Source organism: Parageobacillus galactosidasius (genome assembly GCF_002217735.1).
Taxonomy (GTDB): domain Bacteria; phylum Bacillota; class Bacilli; order Bacillales; family Anoxybacillaceae; genus Parageobacillus_B; species Parageobacillus_B toebii.
The window spans coordinates 561,293-581,368 of record NZ_NDYL01000001.1 but is presented as its reverse complement, the minus strand read 5'-3'; the positions used below and the strand labels follow the sequence as shown (position 1 = coordinate 581,368).

At 41.0% G+C, this 20,076-nt stretch carries 21 protein-coding genes; 7 read left to right on the top strand and 14 right to left on the bottom strand.

Annotation, left to right across the window (positions count from 1 at the left end; translation table 11 throughout):
* Positions 1 to 5 precede the first annotated feature (5 nt).
* The 3 genes from B9L23_RS03145 to B9L23_RS03135 all read right to left on the bottom strand — a co-directional run bounded on the left by B9L23_RS03145 (position 6) and on the right by B9L23_RS03135 (position 4,091).
* A complete protein-coding gene (locus B9L23_RS03145; RefSeq protein ID WP_089096863.1) occupies positions 6 to 1,754 on the bottom strand; it encodes a phospho-sugar mutase in 1,749 nt (582 codons plus the stop codon).
* A gap of 99 nt (positions 1,755 to 1,853) precedes the next feature.
* Entirely contained in the window at positions 1,854 to 2,297 is a 444-nt protein-coding gene (locus B9L23_RS03140) for a CBS domain-containing protein (RefSeq protein ID WP_012749246.1), read from the bottom strand.
* Positions 2,298 to 2,402: 105 nt separating this feature from the next.
* Complete coding sequence (locus B9L23_RS03135; RefSeq protein ID WP_089096862.1) at positions 2,403 to 4,091, bottom strand: glycoside hydrolase family 13 protein; 1,689 nt, start codon at positions 4,089 to 4,091, stop codon at positions 2,403 to 2,405.
* Between the two features lie 145 nt (positions 4,092 to 4,236).
* Between B9L23_RS03135 and B9L23_RS03130 the strand changes: the two genes are divergently transcribed.
* Positions 4,237 to 4,677: a disulfide formation protein C gene (locus tag B9L23_RS03130; protein WP_081189042.1), complete on the top strand. Its 441-nt coding sequence runs from the start codon at positions 4,237 to 4,239 to the stop codon at positions 4,675 to 4,677.
* A complete protein-coding gene (locus B9L23_RS03125; protein WP_013877426.1) occupies positions 4,674 to 5,150 on the top strand; it encodes a thioredoxin family protein in 477 nt (158 codons plus the stop codon). Before B9L23_RS03130 ends, B9L23_RS03125 begins: the two co-directional genes overlap by 4 nt.
* Before the next feature lie 31 nt (positions 5,151 to 5,181).
* Here B9L23_RS03125 and B9L23_RS03120 read toward each other — a convergent pair whose 3' ends face one another.
* Positions 5,182 to 5,580: a YhcU family protein gene (locus B9L23_RS03120; protein ID WP_081189044.1), complete on the bottom strand. Its 399-nt coding sequence runs from the start codon at positions 5,578 to 5,580 to the stop codon at positions 5,182 to 5,184.
* A gap of 125 nt (positions 5,581 to 5,705) precedes the next feature.
* Here B9L23_RS03120 and B9L23_RS03115 point away from each other — a divergent pair, with 125 nt between their 5' ends.
* Positions 5,706 to 6,620, top strand: coding sequence for an RluA family pseudouridine synthase (locus tag B9L23_RS03115; protein ID WP_089096861.1), 915 nt, complete (start codon positions 5,706 to 5,708; stop codon positions 6,618 to 6,620).
* Between the two features lie 27 nt (positions 6,621 to 6,647).
* On the opposite strand, the gene B9L23_RS03110 is transcribed toward B9L23_RS03115, so the two are convergent.
* From B9L23_RS03110 to B9L23_RS03085, 6 genes are all read right to left on the bottom strand, one after another.
* Entirely contained in the window at positions 6,648 to 7,994 is a 1,347-nt protein-coding gene (locus tag B9L23_RS03110; protein WP_062756333.1) for a hemolysin family protein, read from the bottom strand.
* 60 nt (positions 7,995 to 8,054) lie between these two features.
* Positions 8,055 to 8,741 carry a zinc metallopeptidase gene (locus B9L23_RS03105; RefSeq protein WP_062756331.1) on the bottom strand — a complete coding sequence of 229 codons (687 nt, stop codon included), beginning with the start codon at positions 8,739 to 8,741 and terminating at the stop codon, positions 8,055 to 8,057.
* A gap of 194 nt (positions 8,742 to 8,935) precedes the next feature.
* Positions 8,936 to 9,763 (bottom strand): aldo/keto reductase, encoded by an 828-nt coding sequence (locus B9L23_RS03100; RefSeq protein ID WP_089096860.1) that lies wholly within the window; start codon positions 9,761 to 9,763, stop codon positions 8,936 to 8,938.
* A gap of 107 nt (positions 9,764 to 9,870) precedes the next feature.
* On the bottom strand, positions 9,871 to 10,485 hold the full coding sequence (gene wrbA, locus B9L23_RS03095; RefSeq protein WP_062756327.1) for an NAD(P)H:quinone oxidoreductase: 615 nt from the start codon (positions 10,483 to 10,485) through the stop codon (positions 9,871 to 9,873).
* A gap of 300 nt (positions 10,486 to 10,785) precedes the next feature.
* Positions 10,786 to 12,051: a dicarboxylate/amino acid:cation symporter gene (locus B9L23_RS03090; protein ID WP_012749236.1), complete on the bottom strand. Its 1,266-nt coding sequence runs from the start codon at positions 12,049 to 12,051 to the stop codon at positions 10,786 to 10,788.
* 158 nt (positions 12,052 to 12,209) lie between these two features.
* Positions 12,210 to 13,241: a TRAP transporter substrate-binding protein gene (locus B9L23_RS03085; protein WP_081189048.1), complete on the bottom strand. Its 1,032-nt coding sequence runs from the start codon at positions 13,239 to 13,241 to the stop codon at positions 12,210 to 12,212.
* 113 nt (positions 13,242 to 13,354) lie between these two features.
* Between B9L23_RS03085 and B9L23_RS03080 the strand changes: the two genes are divergently transcribed.
* A complete protein-coding gene (locus B9L23_RS03080) occupies positions 13,355 to 14,932 on the top strand; it encodes an ATP-binding protein (RefSeq protein ID WP_089096859.1) in 1,578 nt (525 codons plus the stop codon).
* An 11-nt stretch (positions 14,933 to 14,943) separates the two neighbouring features.
* Positions 14,944 to 15,627, top strand: coding sequence for a response regulator (locus B9L23_RS03075; protein ID WP_081189049.1), 684 nt, complete (start codon positions 14,944 to 14,946; stop codon positions 15,625 to 15,627).
* A gap of 10 nt (positions 15,628 to 15,637) precedes the next feature.
* On the opposite strand, the gene B9L23_RS03070 is transcribed toward B9L23_RS03075, so the two are convergent.
* Positions 15,638 to 16,615 carry a LacI family DNA-binding transcriptional regulator gene (locus B9L23_RS03070; RefSeq protein ID WP_062756319.1) on the bottom strand — a complete coding sequence of 326 codons (978 nt, stop codon included), beginning with the start codon at positions 16,613 to 16,615 and terminating at the stop codon, positions 15,638 to 15,640.
* Positions 16,616 to 16,703: 88 nt separating this feature from the next.
* Between B9L23_RS03070 and B9L23_RS20270 the strand changes: the two genes are divergently transcribed.
* Positions 16,704 to 16,841, top strand: coding sequence for a hypothetical protein (locus B9L23_RS20270; RefSeq protein ID WP_169712513.1), 138 nt, complete (start codon positions 16,704 to 16,706; stop codon positions 16,839 to 16,841).
* A gap of 226 nt (positions 16,842 to 17,067) precedes the next feature.
* Complete coding sequence (locus tag B9L23_RS03065) at positions 17,068 to 17,883, top strand: hypothetical protein (RefSeq protein ID WP_081189050.1); 816 nt, start codon at positions 17,068 to 17,070, stop codon at positions 17,881 to 17,883.
* Positions 17,884 to 18,219: 336 nt separating this feature from the next.
* Here the strand turns inward: B9L23_RS03065 and B9L23_RS03060 are convergent, their stop codons facing one another.
* The 3 genes from B9L23_RS03060 to yhbH form a co-directional block, all read right to left on the bottom strand.
* A complete protein-coding gene (locus B9L23_RS03060; protein ID WP_081189051.1) occupies positions 18,220 to 18,570 on the bottom strand; it encodes a TOBE domain-containing protein in 351 nt (116 codons plus the stop codon).
* Entirely contained in the window at positions 18,555 to 18,722 is a 168-nt protein-coding gene (locus tag B9L23_RS20265; protein ID WP_156482456.1) for a hypothetical protein, read from the bottom strand. The genes B9L23_RS03060 and B9L23_RS20265 overlap by 16 nt, the downstream gene beginning before the upstream one ends.
* 168 nt (positions 18,723 to 18,890) lie before the next feature.
* Positions 18,891 to 20,048 carry a sporulation protein YhbH gene (gene yhbH, locus B9L23_RS03055; RefSeq protein WP_012749229.1) on the bottom strand — a complete coding sequence of 386 codons (1,158 nt, stop codon included), beginning with the start codon at positions 20,046 to 20,048 and terminating at the stop codon, positions 18,891 to 18,893.
* Positions 20,049 to 20,076: the final 28 nt, after the last annotated feature.

The following is a 20,076-nucleotide window of genomic DNA, read 5'->3' as shown; positions in this document are numbered from 1 at the left end:
ATCATTTAAGATGGCGAAGCAGTGCGAAGAAAGTTATGAACTCGTTTCATCACTGCATTGGAAAGTTGTTGCAGCTTTGCTTCACTGTCGGCTAATGACTTCCCTTTCACGCCGAAATATACTTTGATTTTTGGCTCTGTTCCCGAAGGGCGCAAGCAAAACCATGAATCGTCTTCCAGCAAATACTTTAATACGTTGGAAGTCGGAAGTGTAATCATTGTTTTTTCACCAGCCGCAGTATTTACCCGTTCTTTCGTTTTGTAATCCTCGATCACGGTTACTTTTTTTCCTGCTACTTCTACCGGAGGTTCATTGCGGAAAGATGTTAGGATAGCCTGGATTGTTTCCGCACCTTCTCTTCCTTTTAACGTTAATGACTGCTGTCCTTCACGGTAATAGCCGTATTGTTGAAATAATTGCAGCAATCCTTCATATAAAGACATACCTTGTTTTTTATAAAAAGCACATACTTCCACCGCTAATACCGCTGCTTGGACCGCGTCTTTATCACGTACAAAATCACCGATTAAATAGCCATAGCTTTCCTCATAGCCAAATTGGAACGTATACTGACCGGTCTGTTCATATTCTTTTATTTTTTCGCCGATAAATTTAAATCCTGTTAATGTATCCACCGTATCTAAGCCGAAAGATTGCGCAATCGCGCGGCCAAACTCGGAGGTTACAATCGTTTTTAGCACCACGCCATTTTGCGGCAATATCCCTTTTTCTTTCTTTTGGGATAGCAGGTAATGAAGCAATAAGCCTCCTGTTTGATTTCCGGTCAATACAACATAGTCGCCTTTTTCATTTTTTACGGCAATCCCTAATCGGTCGGCGTCAGGGTCTGTCGCAATTAACAAGTCAGCATTGACTTTTTTGCCGTACTCTATCGCTAACGCAAATGCCGCATGCTCCTCTGGGTTTGGCGATGCAACTGTGGAAAAGTTCGGATCTGGCTGCTCTTGTTCCTCAACAACAAATACATTTCGGTATCCAAGTTCCTTTAACGCGCGGCGAATCGGTTTGTTTGATGTGCCGTGAAGCGGTGTAAAAACGATGTGAATATCGACTTCTTCCGCAAGCTTCGGTTGAAGGGAGACCGTTTTTACAGCGTCAATATAAGCATTGTCCACTTCTTCGCCGATGATTTGAATGAGCCCTTTTTCTTTTAAAATTGCTTCGTCCTCAACATGGATATCAAGTTCATTTTCCACTTCATTGACGTATCGAATCACCGCATCTGCCGTGTCTGGAGGAAGCTGCCCCCCATCTTCTCCATATACTTTATATCCATTATATTCTGGCGGATTATGGCTTGCGGTGATGACGATGCCGGAAAATGCATGCAAATAACGAACAGCAAACGAAAGCTCCGGCGTCGGTCTCAGCTCATCAAATACATATGTTTGAATGCCGTGAGTGGCCAATGTTTTCGCTGCTTCCATCGCAAATTCCCGAGACTTATGCCGCGAATCATAGGCAATGACAACACCGCGTTTTTTTGCTTCTTCGCCAAAGGACTCTATGTATCGCGCCAAACCTTCTGATGCTTTCCGAATCGTGTATATGTTCATCCGGTTTGTCCCCGGACCAATTTCTCCCCGCATGCCGCCTGTGCCAAATTCTAAGTTTTTATAAAAACAATCTTCCAGCCATTTCAGGTCGTCTTGACGCTCTGTTAATAAACGCTTTAATTCTTTGTCTAATGACTTATGTGCTAACCATTGTTCATATTTATTTTTCCAATCCAACGGACATCCCTCCCTTTCTTTATGTATTCGTTATCATCATACAATATCCTTCATAAAAGAAAAAGGATGTCTCATAAGTCAGAGACATCCTTCATTTTTTTATCCTTGTGGTTGCGACGGCTCAGAAATGTTTGTCAATGCTTGTCCCGCCGCTTGATCGGACGCGCTGTTTGTCGCGATATCGCCTAAAGCGACAATTCCTTGAATTTGGTTATTTTCGACAATTGGCAAACGACGAATTTGATGTTGCGCCATCACACTTGCCGCCTCTTGAACGCTCATATTAGGCGTACCAGTGACCACGCGATTCGTCATTATTTCCGATACAGGAGTGGAAGCTGGATCTTTTCCTTGCGCCGATGTACGGAGTGTAATATCACGGTCCGTGATCATTCCTTTTACTTGACCGTTTTCCACTACTGGAAGAGCCCCAATATTTTTTTGGCTCATGATTTGCGCAGCTTCTTGAACTGTTTGGTTAGGAGAAACTGTCGCTACATTTTTCGTCATAACGTCTTGAACTTTGTTGTTGTTATTATTCATGTGATCCTCCCCTTTCACCGATTATTATGGGCGGATTGGCGGGAGGATATAGATAGAAAATAATGTTTGCACCGTTTAGTATTGGCACCGGAAAAAGCAAATGTTTCATGACAAACGGATTTTATATACGCGCGCCTCCCATGGACGCAGGCGAATTTCTTTCAGTTCTTCCGTTTCATCAACATCGTAATTGCTGATAAGCAGTTCTTTTGTTTTGTAGGTGATATCATCCGGAAGCCGGAAAACAGGAGTTTTTTCAGAAAAATTGGTAATAACAATCAGCTTTTCATTTCCCAATGTGCGTGTGTATGCGTAAATATAAGGGTCGTCTTCCAAAATTAAGTCATATGTTCCATAGACAATAATGTCATGCTGCTTGCGAAGTTGAATTAATTTTTTATAATAATGAAACACCGAATTTGGATCCGCTAAAGCCTCTTTTACGTTGATTTCCTTATAATTTGGATTTACTGGAATCCATGGCGTCCCCGTTGTAAATCCTGCGTTTTCGCTGTCATCCCACTGCATCGGTGTGCGCGCGTTGTCACGCCCTTTATAATAAATTTTCTCCATCACTTTTTGCGGATCTTCACCATATTCTTCCACACGTTCTTTATACATGTTCAATGTTTCAATATCGCGGTAGTATTCAATCGACGGGAAGCGCACATTGGTCATTCCGATCTCTTCACCTTGGTAAATATACGGTGTTCCTTGCATCATATGGAGAAATGTTGCAAGCATTTTCGCCGATTCCACACGATACTTTCCATCATCGCCAAAGCGAGAAACAGCGCGTGGCTGATCATGATTGTTTAAGTAAAGACTGTTCCATCCTTTTCCTTCTAGCTCTTTTTGCCATTTTGTCATCGTTTTTTTCAAGTCGGCCAACGACCATGGACGAATATCCCATTTTCCTCCAGGCCCTGAATCTAAATCCACATGCTCGAATTGGAACACCATGTTTAATTCATGGCGAGACGGATCTGTATATAAAATGCCTTCTCTCGGAGTCACTCCCGGCGTTTCTCCAACCGTCATAATATCGTACTTTGATAACACTTCCCGGTTCATTTCTTGCAAAAATTCGTGAACGCGCGGACCGTTCATAAAATATTTGCTTCCTGAAACATATTTTTTTCCTTCCTGCGGTTCACCATCCGGTAATCCTGGTGTTTTCGAAATCATATTAATGACATCCATCCGAAAGCCGTCGACGCCTTTGTCAAGCCAAAACTTCATTATGTCATACACTTCGCGGCGCACTTTTGGATTTTCCCAGTTTAAATCTGGTTGTTTTTTTGAAAAAAGATGCAAATAATATTCTTCCGTCGTTTCGTCATATTCCCACGCTGAACCGCTAAAAATTGACTCCCAATTGTTCGGTTCCTTTCCATCTTTTCCAGGCCGCCATATATAGTAGTCGCGATACGGATTGTCCTTTGACTTTCTTGATTCGATAAACCACGGATGCTCATCTGATGTATGATTGACGACTAAATCCATCACTAGCTTAATCCCGCGTTTGTGCATTTCCTCAAGCATTTCTTCCCAATCTTCCATCGTACCGAATTCATCCATAATATCGCGATAATCGCTTATATCGTATCCGTTATCATCATTTGGCGATTTATATACCGGAGATAGCCATACCACATCCACGCCAAGTTCTTTTAAATAATCAAGTTTCGCGATAATGCCGCGGATATCGCCAATGCCATCCCCGTTGGAATCGTAAAAACTGCGCGGATAAATTTGATACACAACCGCCTCTTTCCACCATGCTCGTTCCAAATTTCTCACCTCTTGTCCAGTTGTACACAAGCATTGTACTATAAAATAAAAATAGCGGCTTATATATTTATTAAAATTTTACATTCTCCTTTTCGTCCAATATAATGAAAATGGCAATAAACATGAGAAATAAGGGGACTACAGTATGAATAACAATGCCAAAACATTGGAAAACGCGCTTATCGGCGCTTGGGGAATTTCATTGATCGCGACGCTTGGTAGCCTTTACTTTTCCGAAATTTTAAAATTTACCCCTTGTGATCTTTGCTGGTTTCAACGCATTTTTATGTATCCACAGGTGGTTTTGTTAGGGCTTGCGGCCATTCGGAAAGAATATGGCATCGCTCGCTATAGCCTTGCATTATCCATCATCGGTGGAACGATTTCGCTTTACCATTATGCTCTGCAAAAAATTCCGTTTTTCCAAACCCATGCGATTTCGTGCGGCCGCGTCCCTTGCACGGGACAGTACATTAATTGGCTTGGCTTTATTACGATTCCATTTTTAGCGTTAGTTGCATTTTTTCTCATTAGTGTATTAAGCATCTTCATTATTCGTAAAGAGAAAGAAGGGAAAATAAGTTGAAAAAGCTCCTTATCTTCGGATCGATTATTGTAGCGCTGTTTGCGGCGATCTCCTTTATCACATCGTATCAGCAAAAACAAGCTGCCAAAAATAATCCTTATCATAAAGAAGAACTTGACCCTGCAACTGTTGCGCAGCTTGATGATCCAAATTATCAAAACATCATTTTGCCGAACGAATTAGAACAGAAGTTAAAAAACAAAGAAACGGTCACCGTCTATTTTTACAGCCCGACTTGTCCGCACTGTAAAAAAACAACTCCGATCGTCGTCCCTTTGGCAAAACAAATGGGCATTGACTTAAAAATGTTTAATTTGCTTGAATTTGAAGATGGATGGGATAAGTACCATATTGATGGAACACCAACCCTTGTTCATTATGAAAAAGGGAAAGAAGTAAAACGAATCGATGGCTATCATGAAAAAGCAGTTTTCCGTGACTGGTTTTCTTCGATTCAACATAGCAATAAATAAGGAGCTCGCCCTGTGATGGACGAGCTCCATCTTACATTAACCAATCGCTTTGTGAAGGCAAATACATACTGCATGGGTAATGACGCTTGCTCATAAACTGCTCGATCATAAACGGAAACGTAATACCGTACCGCCTAAGTAATTTGACGTTCCGCTCAAATAGATCACGATACCGTTCGCAATCTCCGCTTTCTCCTACATATTCGATCACAGTAATTAACGATTGAAGTGATGAAATAATTTGAAACGCTTCTTTCATCGTTCCATTGTATGTAACGTATTCCCTTGGTAATGAAAGGATTTTCGAATTTTCAAACTTATTAATTTGTTCATCATCAAAATAATACGGAAAAATGTTTGTGTAAAAATAATTGACTAAATAATTCATATATTCCTCTTGTTCTTTCGTAGCTGCATAAACCATTTTCATGTTCTTACCACCTTTTCGCACTTGCATAACATACTATAAAACGCTACTATGAGTGTATCATATCTGATACATATATTGAGGTAGAAAGTGTTTCCACTGTTTTGAAATTTTGGAGTGAAATAATGATGTGGTCCAAAAAAGGAGACTGGCTTGAATGCGTCATTCCTTCTTTTTGGGAAGGACGTACGATTGAATCGTTGCTAAAAGAAGTATGGTGCGCCTCTAAAAAGTTAGCTCATCAGCTGCGAATGGAAAAAGGAATCAAGCTCAACGGAAAAGAAGCATCATGGCAAACGCCATTAAAAGAAAAAGACCGCCTGCAGTTGCACCTTTATAAACCTGAACCTTCCATCATTATTCCTGAATATCGAGAGCTTTCCGTTTTATGGGAGGACGAGCATCTCCTTATTATTAATAAAGGCGCTGGAATCGATATCCATCCTTCTGAACCTTCTCAAACAGGGACTTTAGCGAACGCGGTCGCTTTTTATTTACAATCACAAGGGATTTTGACGAAAGTACGGCATATTCACCGGCTTGATCGTGACACATCGGGGACGATTTTGTTTGCCAAACATACGCTTGCAGGAGCCACGCTTGATCGGATGTTGGAAAAACGGCTCATCAAACGGACGTATGTAGCGCTCGTCCATGGCATCCTAAAAAATAAATCAGGAACGATTTCTGCACCGATTGGACGCGATCGCCATCATCCAACGAGGCGAAGAGTTTCGAAAACGGGTGCAAAAGCGGTAACGCACTACCGCGTCTTACATACGTTTCCTGATGAACAAACATCGCTCGTAGAGCTTTCCCTCGATACCGGGCGCACTCATCAAATCCGCGTCCATATGAGTTACATCGGTCATCCGTTAGTCGGAGATGTTCTTTATGGCGGAAAAGACACATTCCATCGACAAGCACTTCACGCCGTCAAACTATCATTTTTGCATCCTTTTACGAACGAAATGATTTCATGCATCGCTCGCGTTGACGATTTTCCTGTTGATATCGCTCGGTTTTACATGGATCCACCATAAAAGGCAGACGTCCTATAAACGTCTGCCTCATAAATGCAATTCCTCTTTTTCACCGAGTTCATTATCTGCTTCTCTCTCTTCTTTTTCCTGCTTCACGACTTCTAGCGTCTTCACGTGGTGACCATCCATCTCCTTCACCGTAAACAAGTAATTATCGATTTCGACGCTATCGCCTACTTTAATATCATAATGCTTCGTTAAAATCCATCCTCCAATCGTATCGACATCCTCATCATCAATGGAGAGGCCAAACAAATCATTTACTTCGCTAATCAGCACTTTCCCATCGATAATCGTACGTGTTTCATCAATTTTTTGGATCAACGGAATTTCATCTACATCAAATTCATCTTGAATTTCTCCAACAATTTCTTCTAAAATATCCTCGACAGTAACAAGTCCCGACGTACCGCCATATTCATCGACTAAAATGGCCATGTGGATGCGTTCTTTCTGCATTTTCACAAGCAAATCATGGATCGCGATTGATTCAATCACTTGAATGATTGGGCGGATATAATCTTTCATTTGTTTTTCTTCGGATGGATTTGTCACAAGATCGGTAAACACTTCTTTCACATTAATAAGTCCAAGAACGTGATCTTTATCGCCATCAATAACTGGATAACGAGTATATTTTTCCTCTTTAATAATTTCCAAATTCTCTTTCACGCTTCGATTAATATCGAGCGCAACAATTTCTTTGCGCGGTACCATAATTTCTTTTGCAACCCGATCGTCAAATCGAAAAATATTGTTCACATATCGATATTCTGATTGGTTAATCTCTCCGCTTTTGTAGCTTTCTGATAAAATGAGACGTAGCTCTTCTTCGGAATGGGCAATTTCATGTTCTGCCGCTGGCTTTAACCCAAACATTCTGGCGACGAGGCGCGCGGAATTGTTGAGCATCCAAATAAACGGATACATCACTTTATAAAATAAAATAAGCGGTTGAGCTGTAAACAGTGTAATCGCCTCCGCTTTATGGATCGCAAACGTCTTGGGAGCCAGCTCTCCGACAACGACGTGAAGAAACGTAATCGTCGAAAAGGCAATAACGAAGGATAAAACGTGCGAAATCGACTCCGATAAATGGATGCGTTCAAAAAGCGGTGTTAATATCCGCTCCACCGTCGGTTCACCGAGCCAACCAAGCCCTAGCGATGTAATCGTAATGCCTAATTGGTTCGCCGACAAATAGCCATCAAGGTTGGAGATCACCTTTTTGGCAGCAATCGCCCGTTTATTTCCTTCGCTAACTAATTGGTCAATGCGCGAGCTGCGAACTTTGACAATCGCAAATTCCGAAGCTACGAAAAAAGCGGTACATGCAATAAGCAATGCTACCACTAACAAGTTGACTATGTCCAATTGGTTTCCGGACGCGGATAACGCGCCCGGATCACACCTCCTACAGACGGGTTTATATCCTTATTCTTCATTGTTATTTTGCGTAAAAATTAACACGTATTTTAACAATTCTAAAACCGAAATGAGCGTTGCTGCCACATATGTCAATGCGGCCGCTCCCAATACTTTGTTGACGCCGCGCTTTTCATCCGGATAAATAATACCTTCCGCTAACATAAATTTTTTCGCCCGCGAGCTTGCGTTAAACTCTACCGGCAACGTAATGAGTTGGAAAGCGACGGCAAATGAAAAGAAAATAATGCCTAATCCAATTAGCGAAAGCTGTTTGAACAAAAATCCCGCCAACAATAAAAATGGCGCCGCTCCTGATGTAAAGTTTACAATTGGAAACATGCGATGCCGAAGTACTAACGCACCATATGATTGTTGATGTTGTACAGCATGCCCGACTTCGTGCGCGGCAACCGATATGGAAGCGATAGAGCGACCATAATATACCGGTTCCGATAAACGAACAGTGCGCGAAATCGGATCATAATGGTCCGTTAATCTTCCTGGCACCACTTCGACAGGCACATCATAAAGACCGTTGCGGTCCAAAATCATGCGTGCAACTTCCGCGCCTGTTAATCCGGAAGAAGCAGGAACTTGAGACCAAGTGTTGAAATTGCTTGATACTTTAAATTGCGCCCATAGCGAAATGCCAAAGGCAATGAGAATGAGAAAATCCATCGGATGGAATAGCATTGCAGCCCCCTCCGTTATTTTTGTATCACATGTAAATGTGTATACTAATATTTATTGTACTTTAACGATCTTTCATACGTCAAATCATACAATTTATGAATGGCTAACAAGAAAAATTGAATACGCCACAAAATTCGTTTTTGCAAAAAAGAGGCTTCTCCACAACGGAAAAACCCCTTTTTCTCGCATCATAATTAAAAATCGAAGTTATCCGGATCTGGTCCGATTCGCTTGTTCAAATTAAGCGCATCAATCTTTGCCATTTCCTCTGCCGTTAGCTCAAAATCAAAAACATTCGCGTTTTCCTTAATGCGTTGTGGCGTTACGGATTTTGGAATCGTGACAACTTCGTTTTGCAAATCCCAACGAAGGACGACTTGTGCTGGAGTTTTCCCATATTTTTCACCAATTTCCACAAGCGTCGGTTCTTGCAAAATTTCTCCTCTCATCAGCGGCGACCATGCTTCAAGCTGAATGCCGTGTTGTTTGCAGAAAGCATGGAGTTCTTTTTGCGTCAAGCGAGGATGATATTCCACCTGATTTACCATCGGTTTAATTTCGCAATCAGCCATTAAATCTTCTAAATGATGAATTTGGAAGTTGCTTACGCCAATTGCCCGGACACGCCCATCTTTATATAGCTTCTCCAACGCTTTATACGTTTCTTTATATTTTCCTTTTACCGGCCAATGCACTAAATATAAATCAACATATTCCAGACCTAACTTTTGCAGGCTCGTTTCAAATGCTTTCAATGTTGTTTCGTATCCTTGATCAGAGTTCCACACTTTTGTCGTAATAAATATTTCTTCGCGCGGAATGCCTGATTCACGTATCGCTTTTCCGACACCTTCTTCGTTTTCATAATATGCCGCAGTGTCTATATGGCGGTAGCCAATTTCTAGAGCGGTGCGCACCGCGTTAATGACTTCTTCTCCATTCTTCACTTTATAAACCCCAAGTCCGATCCACGGCATTTGTACACCATTATGTAACGTAACTCGATCTTGTAAGTGTTTCATATTTTCTCTCCCTTTTCGAAAATTTGCTTACTTTTATTTTATTATCTTTTCGTACATAAAAAAAGCAAAATATAATGCATAAAAAAATGAGGGTAAAAACCCTCATCTTATTGTCGCATTCCATTTTTTATCCATTGCGCAACTTGAACGGTACGGCGCGCTTGATGTTTCACAGCAGCTTCCGCATTTTCTACTATTTTTCCGTTTTGATCGACTGTCACACTCGTTCCGTATGGATTTCCTCCTGCAACAAAAGCAGATTGATCCGTATATCCAGGCGCTACTACGATCGCACCCCAGTGGTACATTGTTGTATATAGTTGTAAAATGGTTTGTTCTTGGCCGCCATGAGCATTTCCTGCAGATGCCATGGCGCTGACAACTTTATTGGCAAGCTTTCCTTGTGCCCATAATCCGCCGGTTGTATCTAAAAATTGCTTTAATTGCGAAGGAATATTGCCAAAGCGAGTCGGCACGCTGAAAATAATCGCATCCGCCCATTCTAAGTCCGCTAACGTAGCTGTTGGGACATCTTTCGTTGCTTCCGCATGAGCTTTCCACGCTGGATTCGATTCAATTGCTTCTTTTGGAGCGAGTTCAGGAACTTTTACTACTTTTACTTCTGCCCCTGCTTCCTTCGCCGCTTCTTCCGCCCATTTTGCCAATTGATAGTTCGTACCTGTTGAGCTGTAATAAATAATGGCTAATTTTACATTTTCCATCGTCTATTCTCCCCTTTACACGAATTTTTTCGTGGAAAAAATGAGTGTTTCACGGCCTTGCCGGACTTCCCAACTGTAATTTCTCCATTTTTTTGCATGCCATTCATTATTCTTGCAAGATCGTTATAAACACTGAATTCATAAATCTTGAATTCAAGATTTATGATATAAAAAATTAGATTTATTGTCAAATTTTTAAAATAAAAAATGCTTTTCTGCCATAAGCGGCAAAAATTTGCCTGCCTTCATATGTTGCATCGAACTGGCAGAAAAGCATAGGTGATGTCGAATTGCTAAAGTTTACTTTGCAACAACCATCTTCGTTCTCTCTGCATGTTGTTCTTCAGAAGGATGAAATTCATTTTCCATCTTAGAAACAACAACAGTCGCTACAGCATTGCCAATTAAGTTTGTAATGGCACGCGCTTCCGACATAAAGCGGTCTACGCCAAGCAATAACGCGATTCCTTCTACTGGAATCATCGGGAACGCTGCCAAAGTCGCCGCAAGTGTAATAAATCCGGAACCTGTGACCCCTGCTGCACCTTTTGACGTTAACATTAAAATTCCGAGCAACGTAAGCTCTTGCCAAATGCTTAAATCGATACCGTAAGCTTGGGCGATAAAAATCGCCGCCATCGAAAGATAAATAGATGTTCCATCGAGGTTAAAGGAATATCCTGTCGGCACAACAAGCCCAACAACTGGCTTCGAACACCCGTATTTTTCAAGGCGCTCCATCAGTTTTGGCAATGCCGATTCAGAAGAAGATGTGCCAAGCACAAGTAAAATTTCCTCTTTGATATAAGCAATAAATTTAAAAATATTAAACCCGTAAAACTTCGCGATAAGTCCGAGTACGACAATAATAAATAGCGCCATCGTAATATACACAGAAGCCATTAATTTTCCAAGCGAAAGCAATGAACCGATTCCAAATGTGCCAATCGTATACGCCATCGCACCGAACGCTGCAATTGGCGATACTTTCATGATCATATTAACAACACCGAAGAAAATGTCCGCCAAACGCTCAAATAAGGTAATAACCGGTTTGGCTTTTTCTCCTAACCCCGCCGCGGCAAGGCCGAATAATACGGCAAAGAATAAAATCGGCAATAATTCGCCTTTTGCTAGCGCCCCAACAACGTTATCCGGGATGATGCCAAGCAAAAACTCAATGACGCCATGATTCACTTCTTCTGCTTGCTTCGTATACTGTGATACATCGCCGCCTTTTACGGCATCAGTATTAAACCCTACCCCAGGTTTGATCAAATTAACCACAATAATTCCGATTGCTAAAGCGAACGTAGTAATAATTTCAAAGTAAATAAGCGCTTTTCCACCGATGCGGCCAACCTTTTTCAAATCCCCCATGCTGCCGATTCCAATTGCGACCGTGAAGAAAATAATCGGCGCAATGACCATTTTAATTAGCTTAATAAATGCATCTGCAAGCACTTTTAATTTTGATCCAAATTCAGGGAATAAAAAACCAACGATAATCCCCAGTATAATTCCAATAATTACTTGTACGGTTAAGTTTTTAAACTTACCCCGCATTTCTCCCCTCTCCTTTCGTAACCTTGACAACGCTTTCATTTTGCAATTCTAATGTTAAAGTAAAGTTCAGAAAATAAAAATATTATGGTGATAATGATCTTTTTGGTCTTTTTGGTCGTAAAAAAGAGCGGCCTTTCTTAATAAGGCCGCCTTCCTCTTTATCTCTGTTTAATTTCGCGAAGCAGCTTGTCGCCAAACTCTTTTGTAAATTGATCATACAAAGGCGCAAACTTCCGTTCCCATCTCTTTTTTTCTTCTTCAGACAGTTCATAAATATGAATACTTTTGTTTTGTTTTATTTTTTCTAATTCCTGTTCGTTTTGTTTTTTCGATTGTTGTAAATTCCATTTCGTTGTTTCCTGAATCGCTTCTGTTATTTTTTGCTGAATATCTTTCGGCAAACTTTCCCAAAAAGATTTATTCATCATCACGGCATAGCCGAGATACCCATGATTGCTAATCGTTATATATGGCTGAAATTTGTAAAAACCTTTCGAATAAATGTTAGAAATCGTATTTTCCTGTCCATCAAATTCATGCCTTTCTAAAGAGCGGTATACATGATCAAATGAAACAACAATCGGTTCGCCTTCGAGCAAACGAATTTGCTTTTCAATCGCTTCGCTTGGCATAATACGAAAGCGCAATCCGCGAAAATCATCAGGACGGACCAGCGGCCTAGCCGTGCTCATCATTTGTTTAAAACCGTTGCCCCATAAAGCCAATCCCTTAATCCCTTTTTGATCCAACATCGCCAAAAGATGTTCACCCACATCCCCTGTAAATGCCCGCTCCACATCGTGATAATCTTGAAATAAAAACGGCAAATCCAATACTTGCCATTCCGGAATCAACTCCGTCACTTTGGAAAACGATGGAGCAATCATTTGCACGTCGCCGCGCAATAGAGCATCCATTTCCTCACCATCGGAATATAAAGATCCATTCGGAAATACTTCTACTTTTACACGGCCATTTGTTTTTTTCTCTACAAGATCCGCAAATTTTTGCGCCGCTAATCCTTTTGGCGTATTTTCCGCTACTACATGGCTAAAATAAATGACAATTTGCTTTTTTAACCCTTGTTGTTCATCATCATACACCATATTTTCATTGCGAAAATGCTGTTTTAATAAGTATCCTAAACAGACAAGCAAAACAAGAGACGCCACCCACCATTGCTTTTTCATATTCCACACCGTTTTATGATTAAGCTTTTTAATCAAATTTTATCATATTGCTGAAAAATGTTAAAATAATTACAAATTATATTATTTTCCATAAAGACGAGGTATTCATTGTGATGAATCGGCTATCCATCCGCTGGAAAATCACGATCCTAATTTCCTTTATTGTTAGCTTTTCCTTATTGTTAAGCGGAATGTTTGTCATCGGTGACTTTTTTCATACAAAAGAAGAGGAATTACGACAGCGGGCATTGTTGACAGCACGGACGGTATCAGAGCTTCCTGAAATCAAATCACATATTGTCGGAACAAAAGAAGAACGATCTTCCATCAATATCATTGTGGAGCGTGTTCGCATTATTCATAATGCCGACTACGTTGTTGTTCTTGACATGAATAAAGTTCGCCTTTCCCATCCCGTCCCATCCATGATCGGACGTGTTTCCCGCGGCGCTGATGAAGGGCCTGCCTTTGCCGAACATACTTACACATCAAAAGCACGCGGTGAAATCGGCACGGTCATTCGTGCGTTCGTCCCAATTATGAATAAAGATCATCAACAAATCGGCGTCGTCATTGCGGCATATCGATTACCGACTTTTTTCGAAGTGATTGATGCTTTAAAAGAAGAAATTTCGATTACTATCATTCTTTCTTTGCTCATTGGCGGGATCGGTGCTTGGCTGCTTGCTTCTCATATTAAGCGACAAATGTTTCATTTGGAGCCGCATGAAATTGCCAAGCTGCTTGTTGAACGGACAGAAGCCTTTAACGCCATGCATGAAGGGGTCATTGCAATCGATAGTAATGAAAACATTACGATTTTTAATGATCGGGCTAAACGAATGTTTGGCGTCAAAGGAGACGTTATCGGTAAACCAATTCGTGCTATTATTCCGGACACACGTCTACCTGAAATATTAGAAATTGATCAGCCTATTTATAACAAAGAATTACAAATAGGAAACTTAACGATTTGGAGCAATCGCATTCCAATTAGAGTGAACGGCAAAACCGTTGGTGCCATCGCTATTTTCCAAGATCGTACCGAGGTGAAGAAGCTTGCCGAAGAGTTGACAGGTGTTAAAGCGTTTGTCAATGCTCTGCGCGTGCAAAATCATGAGTATATGAATAAACTTCATACGATCGCCGGACTCATTCAATTAGGACATTTGGAGAAGGCGCTCGAATACGTATTTCAAGTGACAGAAGAGCAGGAGGAACTGACTAGGTTTTTAAGCAAGCATATTAAAGATGAAAGCATTTCCGGGCTTTTACTTAGCAAAATCCGCCGCGGCAAGGAATTAGGCATTCGCGTCATCATCGACCGCCATAGCCGTCTGCATGCTTTTCCACCTGCACTAGACCATCATGATTTTGTCATTATTCTTGGAAACTTGATTGAAAACGCGTTTGATTCCTTTCAAGGCATTACGGACCGGGAAAAAGAAATATATGTAAGCATTGAACAAAATGAGGAAATTTGTTCTCTCTCGGTGGAAGATAACGGCCAAGGTATTGATGAAAAACATCTCGACCGTATTTTCGAGGAAGGATTTTCAACCAAAAGCGAAAACGGGCGCGGCATCGGTTTATATTTAGTGAAACATATTGTCGAAAAAGGGAAAGGGCATATTGATGTGCAGTCAGAAAAAGGAAAAGGAACGATATTTACAATTACCTTTGACATGTAAGGAGGAGAAAGATGTACCGCGTATTGCTTATTGAAGATGATCCGATGGTGCAGGAAGTAAATCGCCAATTTATCGAACAAGTGAAAGGATTTACCGTTATTGGCGTCGCTGCAAATGGCGTGGAAGGGATACAGCTAATCCGCAAACTTCATCCTGATTTAGTGATTATCGACATTTACATGCCTCACAAGGATGGTCTTGAAACATTGAAAGAAATTCGTTCCGAAGGATATGAAGTAGATGTCATCACCATCACCGCAGCAAGTGATATCGATACTGTACGCCGCGTGTTGCAAAACGGTGCTTTCGATTATATTATGAAACCATTTAAATTCGAGCGTCTCAAACAAGCGTTAGAAAATTACCATTCATTTCGTCAAGCACTGAATGAAAAAGAATCGTTAACACAGAAAGAGCTAGACGCTCTTTTACAGACAACCGAACCCCAGACGTTCGAGCCTCGCAGTGGGCTGCCAAAAGGATTAAACGAAGTCACATTGCAAAAAATCGCTCATTATCTCCGAAAACAAACAGAACCAGTTTCCGCCGAGGAAGTCGCCGAAGGAGTCGGCATCGCCCGGGTAACTGCCCGCCGCTATTTAGAATACTTAGAAAAGAAAGGGGTAGTCACTCTCGATGTTCAATATGGCGGAATTGGACGCCCAGTAAACCGATATATGATGAAACACATATAATGCCATGTTTTTATACCGATGAGCGTTCCATAAAACGAATAGGCAGTTTTTCCTTTTTCTTCACGATATTCCCCGTTTCGATGTAATGATAAATGAGACGAAAGGCCTTCGTTCCCATCAGCGCAAGCGGCAGCTCCATCGTCGTAATTTGCAGCGGTTCTGAAATCGGATGATTATCAAAACTAACAATCGCAAGGTCATCGGGGACGTTTACCCCTTCTTTTTTTCCCCACAACACGATGCCCGCCGCCACTTGATCGCTTGATACAAGCAAAGCGCTCGGCTTTTCGGACAGCTCCATCCATTGACGGATCACCCGCTTTCCGTCTTCCATATATAAACAACGATCAAAAATCCACTCTTTTCGCGGCTCAACGCCAATTTGCCGCAACGTATCATAATATGCCGCTTCCCGCGCCTTGCTATTTGCTCCTGTCGTTCTTCCGATACAATAGCCGATATGCCGATGCCCCTTTTGAATCAAATAGCTCAAAGCCTTCGTAAACGCCTCGTAATGGTCAATATAGACGGATAAAAAATCTTGATCTTGGACGTCTTCGCATAATACGATCGGTCCATCTTTCTTATATTCCTCAATGACGCTCCAGTCTGCCACATGTGAACAAATAATAAGCCCATCGACTTGTTTCATCCGCATCATCTCAAGCGCCTCTAATTCCTTTTCCACATCGTAATTCGTTTGAAATAACAAAAGGTGATACCGATGACGAAGCGCTTCTTTTGATATTCCTTCCAATACTGTAGCGAAATACGGATGATTCACATATGGAAGAATGACTCCGACAATCGACGTTTTCCCTTTCGCTAGATGAACCGCATTAATATTTTTTGTATAATTCAATTTCTCTACCGCTTCCCATACTGCATTTCGCTTTTCTTCCTTCACGTATGGGTATCCGTTTAATACTCGTGAAACCGTCGCAACCGAAACTCCTGCTTCTTTTGCAATTTCCCGGATATTTGCCATCCTCTTCACCTTTTTTCAAAAAACTATTGCATTGAAACGCGTTTCATACATTATTGTACTCTTAAACAACATAAAGGAGGAAGAATCGATGATAAGCGGAATATTGTTGATTTTGTTTCTATGTGCGGTTGAATGGCTTGGAGCCCATATAGCTTTAAAAGCCAATCCCCAAGCAAAGCGAGAATATTATAATAATAACGATCCATTCAAAACATTATTCATGTGACGGTGGAACTTCGCGAAAAACGATGGCGGACCGATGAAATAAAAACAGGAATGATGGAGGCTTTTGCAATATGCTTATGCAGCGGTTGCAAAAAATGACTGCATGCCAAAAACGTACGTACGCTACTAATTATAACTATTGTAACAAAAATACTTCCATCGTAACATTCCTCCTTCATGTTTCGACTGATATAATAAGTGATAGATAAATTAAGGAGGAATGATGGATGCAATTCACTTGGAAACCGTTTATAACTGCCATCATGGCGATCGCGCTTGTTTCAGGTTGTGGAACGAAAGAAACAAATGAAGTAAAACAACCGAATCCTTCTAATAAGGACACAACCCAAACGGAAACGACGCAATCGGACAACACAGGGAAATCAGAGACATCACAATCTTCTTCTAAAAACGAAAACAGCGCCTCTGAAAATGGCGGTGCCACTAATGAAGAAAACAAACAACAAAGTAATACAGAAGAAAATAAACAGCAAACTAATGCAGAAGAAAACAAACAACAAGAAGAAGCGCGCCCTTCCGAAATGCAATTATCTTATATGGTCGATGGAAAAGAAGTGAAAGAAACTGCTTCTTTAAAAACAAGCGACAACCAAGGTTTTTCCTTATATGTACTAAAAGGATGGGAGCTTGAAGCTGAAGAGCCGCATTCTGACTTGTTGCTGCGAGATAACAGCTTTGTCAGAATCCGCCTTCTTCATGAAGAAGGGAATAAAATAGATTATGTGAAACTAGCGGAAGAACACGCACAAGCAGTGTCTTCCGATGCCGCTCGCCAGGACAGCGCAAATCTGCCAGAATCATTGAAAGGAGCCGCTTGGTATACCGCACAATCGGAAAATATGACGGTTCATGTCATCGCTACAAGCAGCCCTGTTCCTATGCTTGTAATGATTCAAACGCCAAAAGATAAGGAAGAACTTGCGCCTGCTTTAGCAATGATAGAAACAATACGAAAAACAGATTCAGCCAAGCAAGACAAAGAAGCGGCGAACCCAAATGAATCTGTCAGCTCGTCCAATTAGATCATCTATTTCAAAAAGAAAATTTGGTCTCGTTTGCATGCCAAACGAGACCTTTTCTTATGCCAGCCCAACAAATCGAAAAATTGTAGATAGGTTGATTAGGATCGATGCAGTGACAAAAACTACTCGCCCAAGGCTCGGTCTTAGACGAAGGAAATACGCTCATCGTTTTTCCTTCCCGCTCATCGTATGAGAAGAAATAGAATATGGAAGCCTGAAGCCATGAACATCAAAAAATGCGCTATTTGCTTCATCAATAACCAACGGAATCCGCTCGCCGACCTGAATATTCCACTGTCCGTTTCATCTGGCAATCCAATGTGTATGTTTTGTTAGTTAAAACGTCACAAGTGTTTCAGCACCTAATACTTCTACATTCGCAACAGTAGCAATAAAATATTCATCTTGAGATGGAACGAGATGAATATGTTCGGGGCGAACGCCGACAATCACTTGTTTCGGCAGCAACAAACTGCTATTTGAAAATCGTATTGCCCGTTCATAGTTGAGAAACAATGTGTTTTCTGATACTTTTGCCTCTACTAAATTCATCGGAGGAGAACCGATAAACGAAGCAACAAAAGTATTATTCGGATGATTGTACACATCCAGCGGCACACCGATTTGTTGCGATATTCCCTCGTGCAAAACCATCATTCGATCTGCCATCGTCATCGCTTCAAACATCTCGAAGGCCCAACTAGCACAAAAAATTCTCCTGATTCAATGGAAGCATTTAAGTCGTGAATGACATATTTTTTTCCGTCATAGGACTTGCAAACACGAACAAACTCCACGTTTGTCACACGATGCACCTCCTTGCTTTTGCTTCTTTCCATAAAAAATGCTTCCCGTTGAAACCGCTATCCCCCCTGCTTTGCAAGACAGCTTGATTACTTTCATCATGGAGGATGTTTGTAAATAAGCTGTAAAATAGGGTTTTTGCTTCTGTAAAATTTATACTTTTTGTAAAATAAATAAAAATCTCCTGCGCTATTGCAGGAGATTCATACGAATGCCTTATTTTCTTCTTTCCGGAAAAATGTTTTCATCGCATGGAATACATCTGATTTTTGTTTGAGGATATAATAACGGAATTTTTCATCTTTGATGTTTTTGTAAGCAGACATTAGCGTCGAGTGGCGGTTATACTGATTTACTTCTCCATATCCAAACATGTTGGACACTTTCATTAGTTCTTGAACAAGTTTGACACAACGGGCGTTATCTGATGTCAAGTTATCTCCATCCGAAAAGTGGAACGGATAAATATTATAACGCGATGGCGAGTATTTCGTTTCAATGAGCTCCAACGCTTTTCGATAGGCGGAAGAACAGATCGTGCCTCCGCTTTCTCCTTTTGTGAAAAATTCATCTTCGGTAACCACTTTTGCTTCTGTATGATGGGCGATAAATGCGATTTCCACCGTTTCATATTTTGTACGTAAAAAGCGGGTCATCCAAAAGAAGAAACTGCGTGCCATATATTTTTCCCACAATCCCATTGAGCCGCTTGTATCCATCATCGCAAGAACAACTGCTTTCGAATCTGGCTTTACCACTTCATTCCATGTTCTATATCTTAAATCTTCACGATAAATCGGATAAAAACTTGGATTGCCATTCATCGCATTTCTCTTAAATGCCGCGAGCATCGTTCTTTTTTTATCGATATTCCCCGTTAAACCAGTACGGCGAATATCATTAAATTCAATATGTTCTACAACGTTTTGGTCCGCTTCTTTTCTTTGTAAATTCGGCAGCTCCAATTGGCTGAATAACGCTTCTTCCAATTCCATTAGCGAAACTTCCGCTTCATAATAATCTTGCCCGGGCAAGTCGCCGGCTCCTTGCCCTGTTCCAGGCCCTTGTCCCTCCCCTGATCCATCTCTTGCAACAACATCGCCAACTTGACTGTCTCCGTTCCCTTGACCAACATGTTTGTTTTTCTCATAATTATAACGAATTTTATATTCATCCAAAGAACGGATCGGAATTTTAATGACGTCACGTCCGTTTGACATAATGATGCTTTCTTCTGTAATTAAATCTGGCAAATTGTTTTTAATTGCTTCTTTTACTTTTTCTTCATGTCGTTTTTGATCGTCATGTCCTTTCCGATGGAGGGACCAGTCTTCTTTCGATATAACAAAGTTTCCTTTCATTTTTTCCCCTCCTCATTTAAAATGTTTT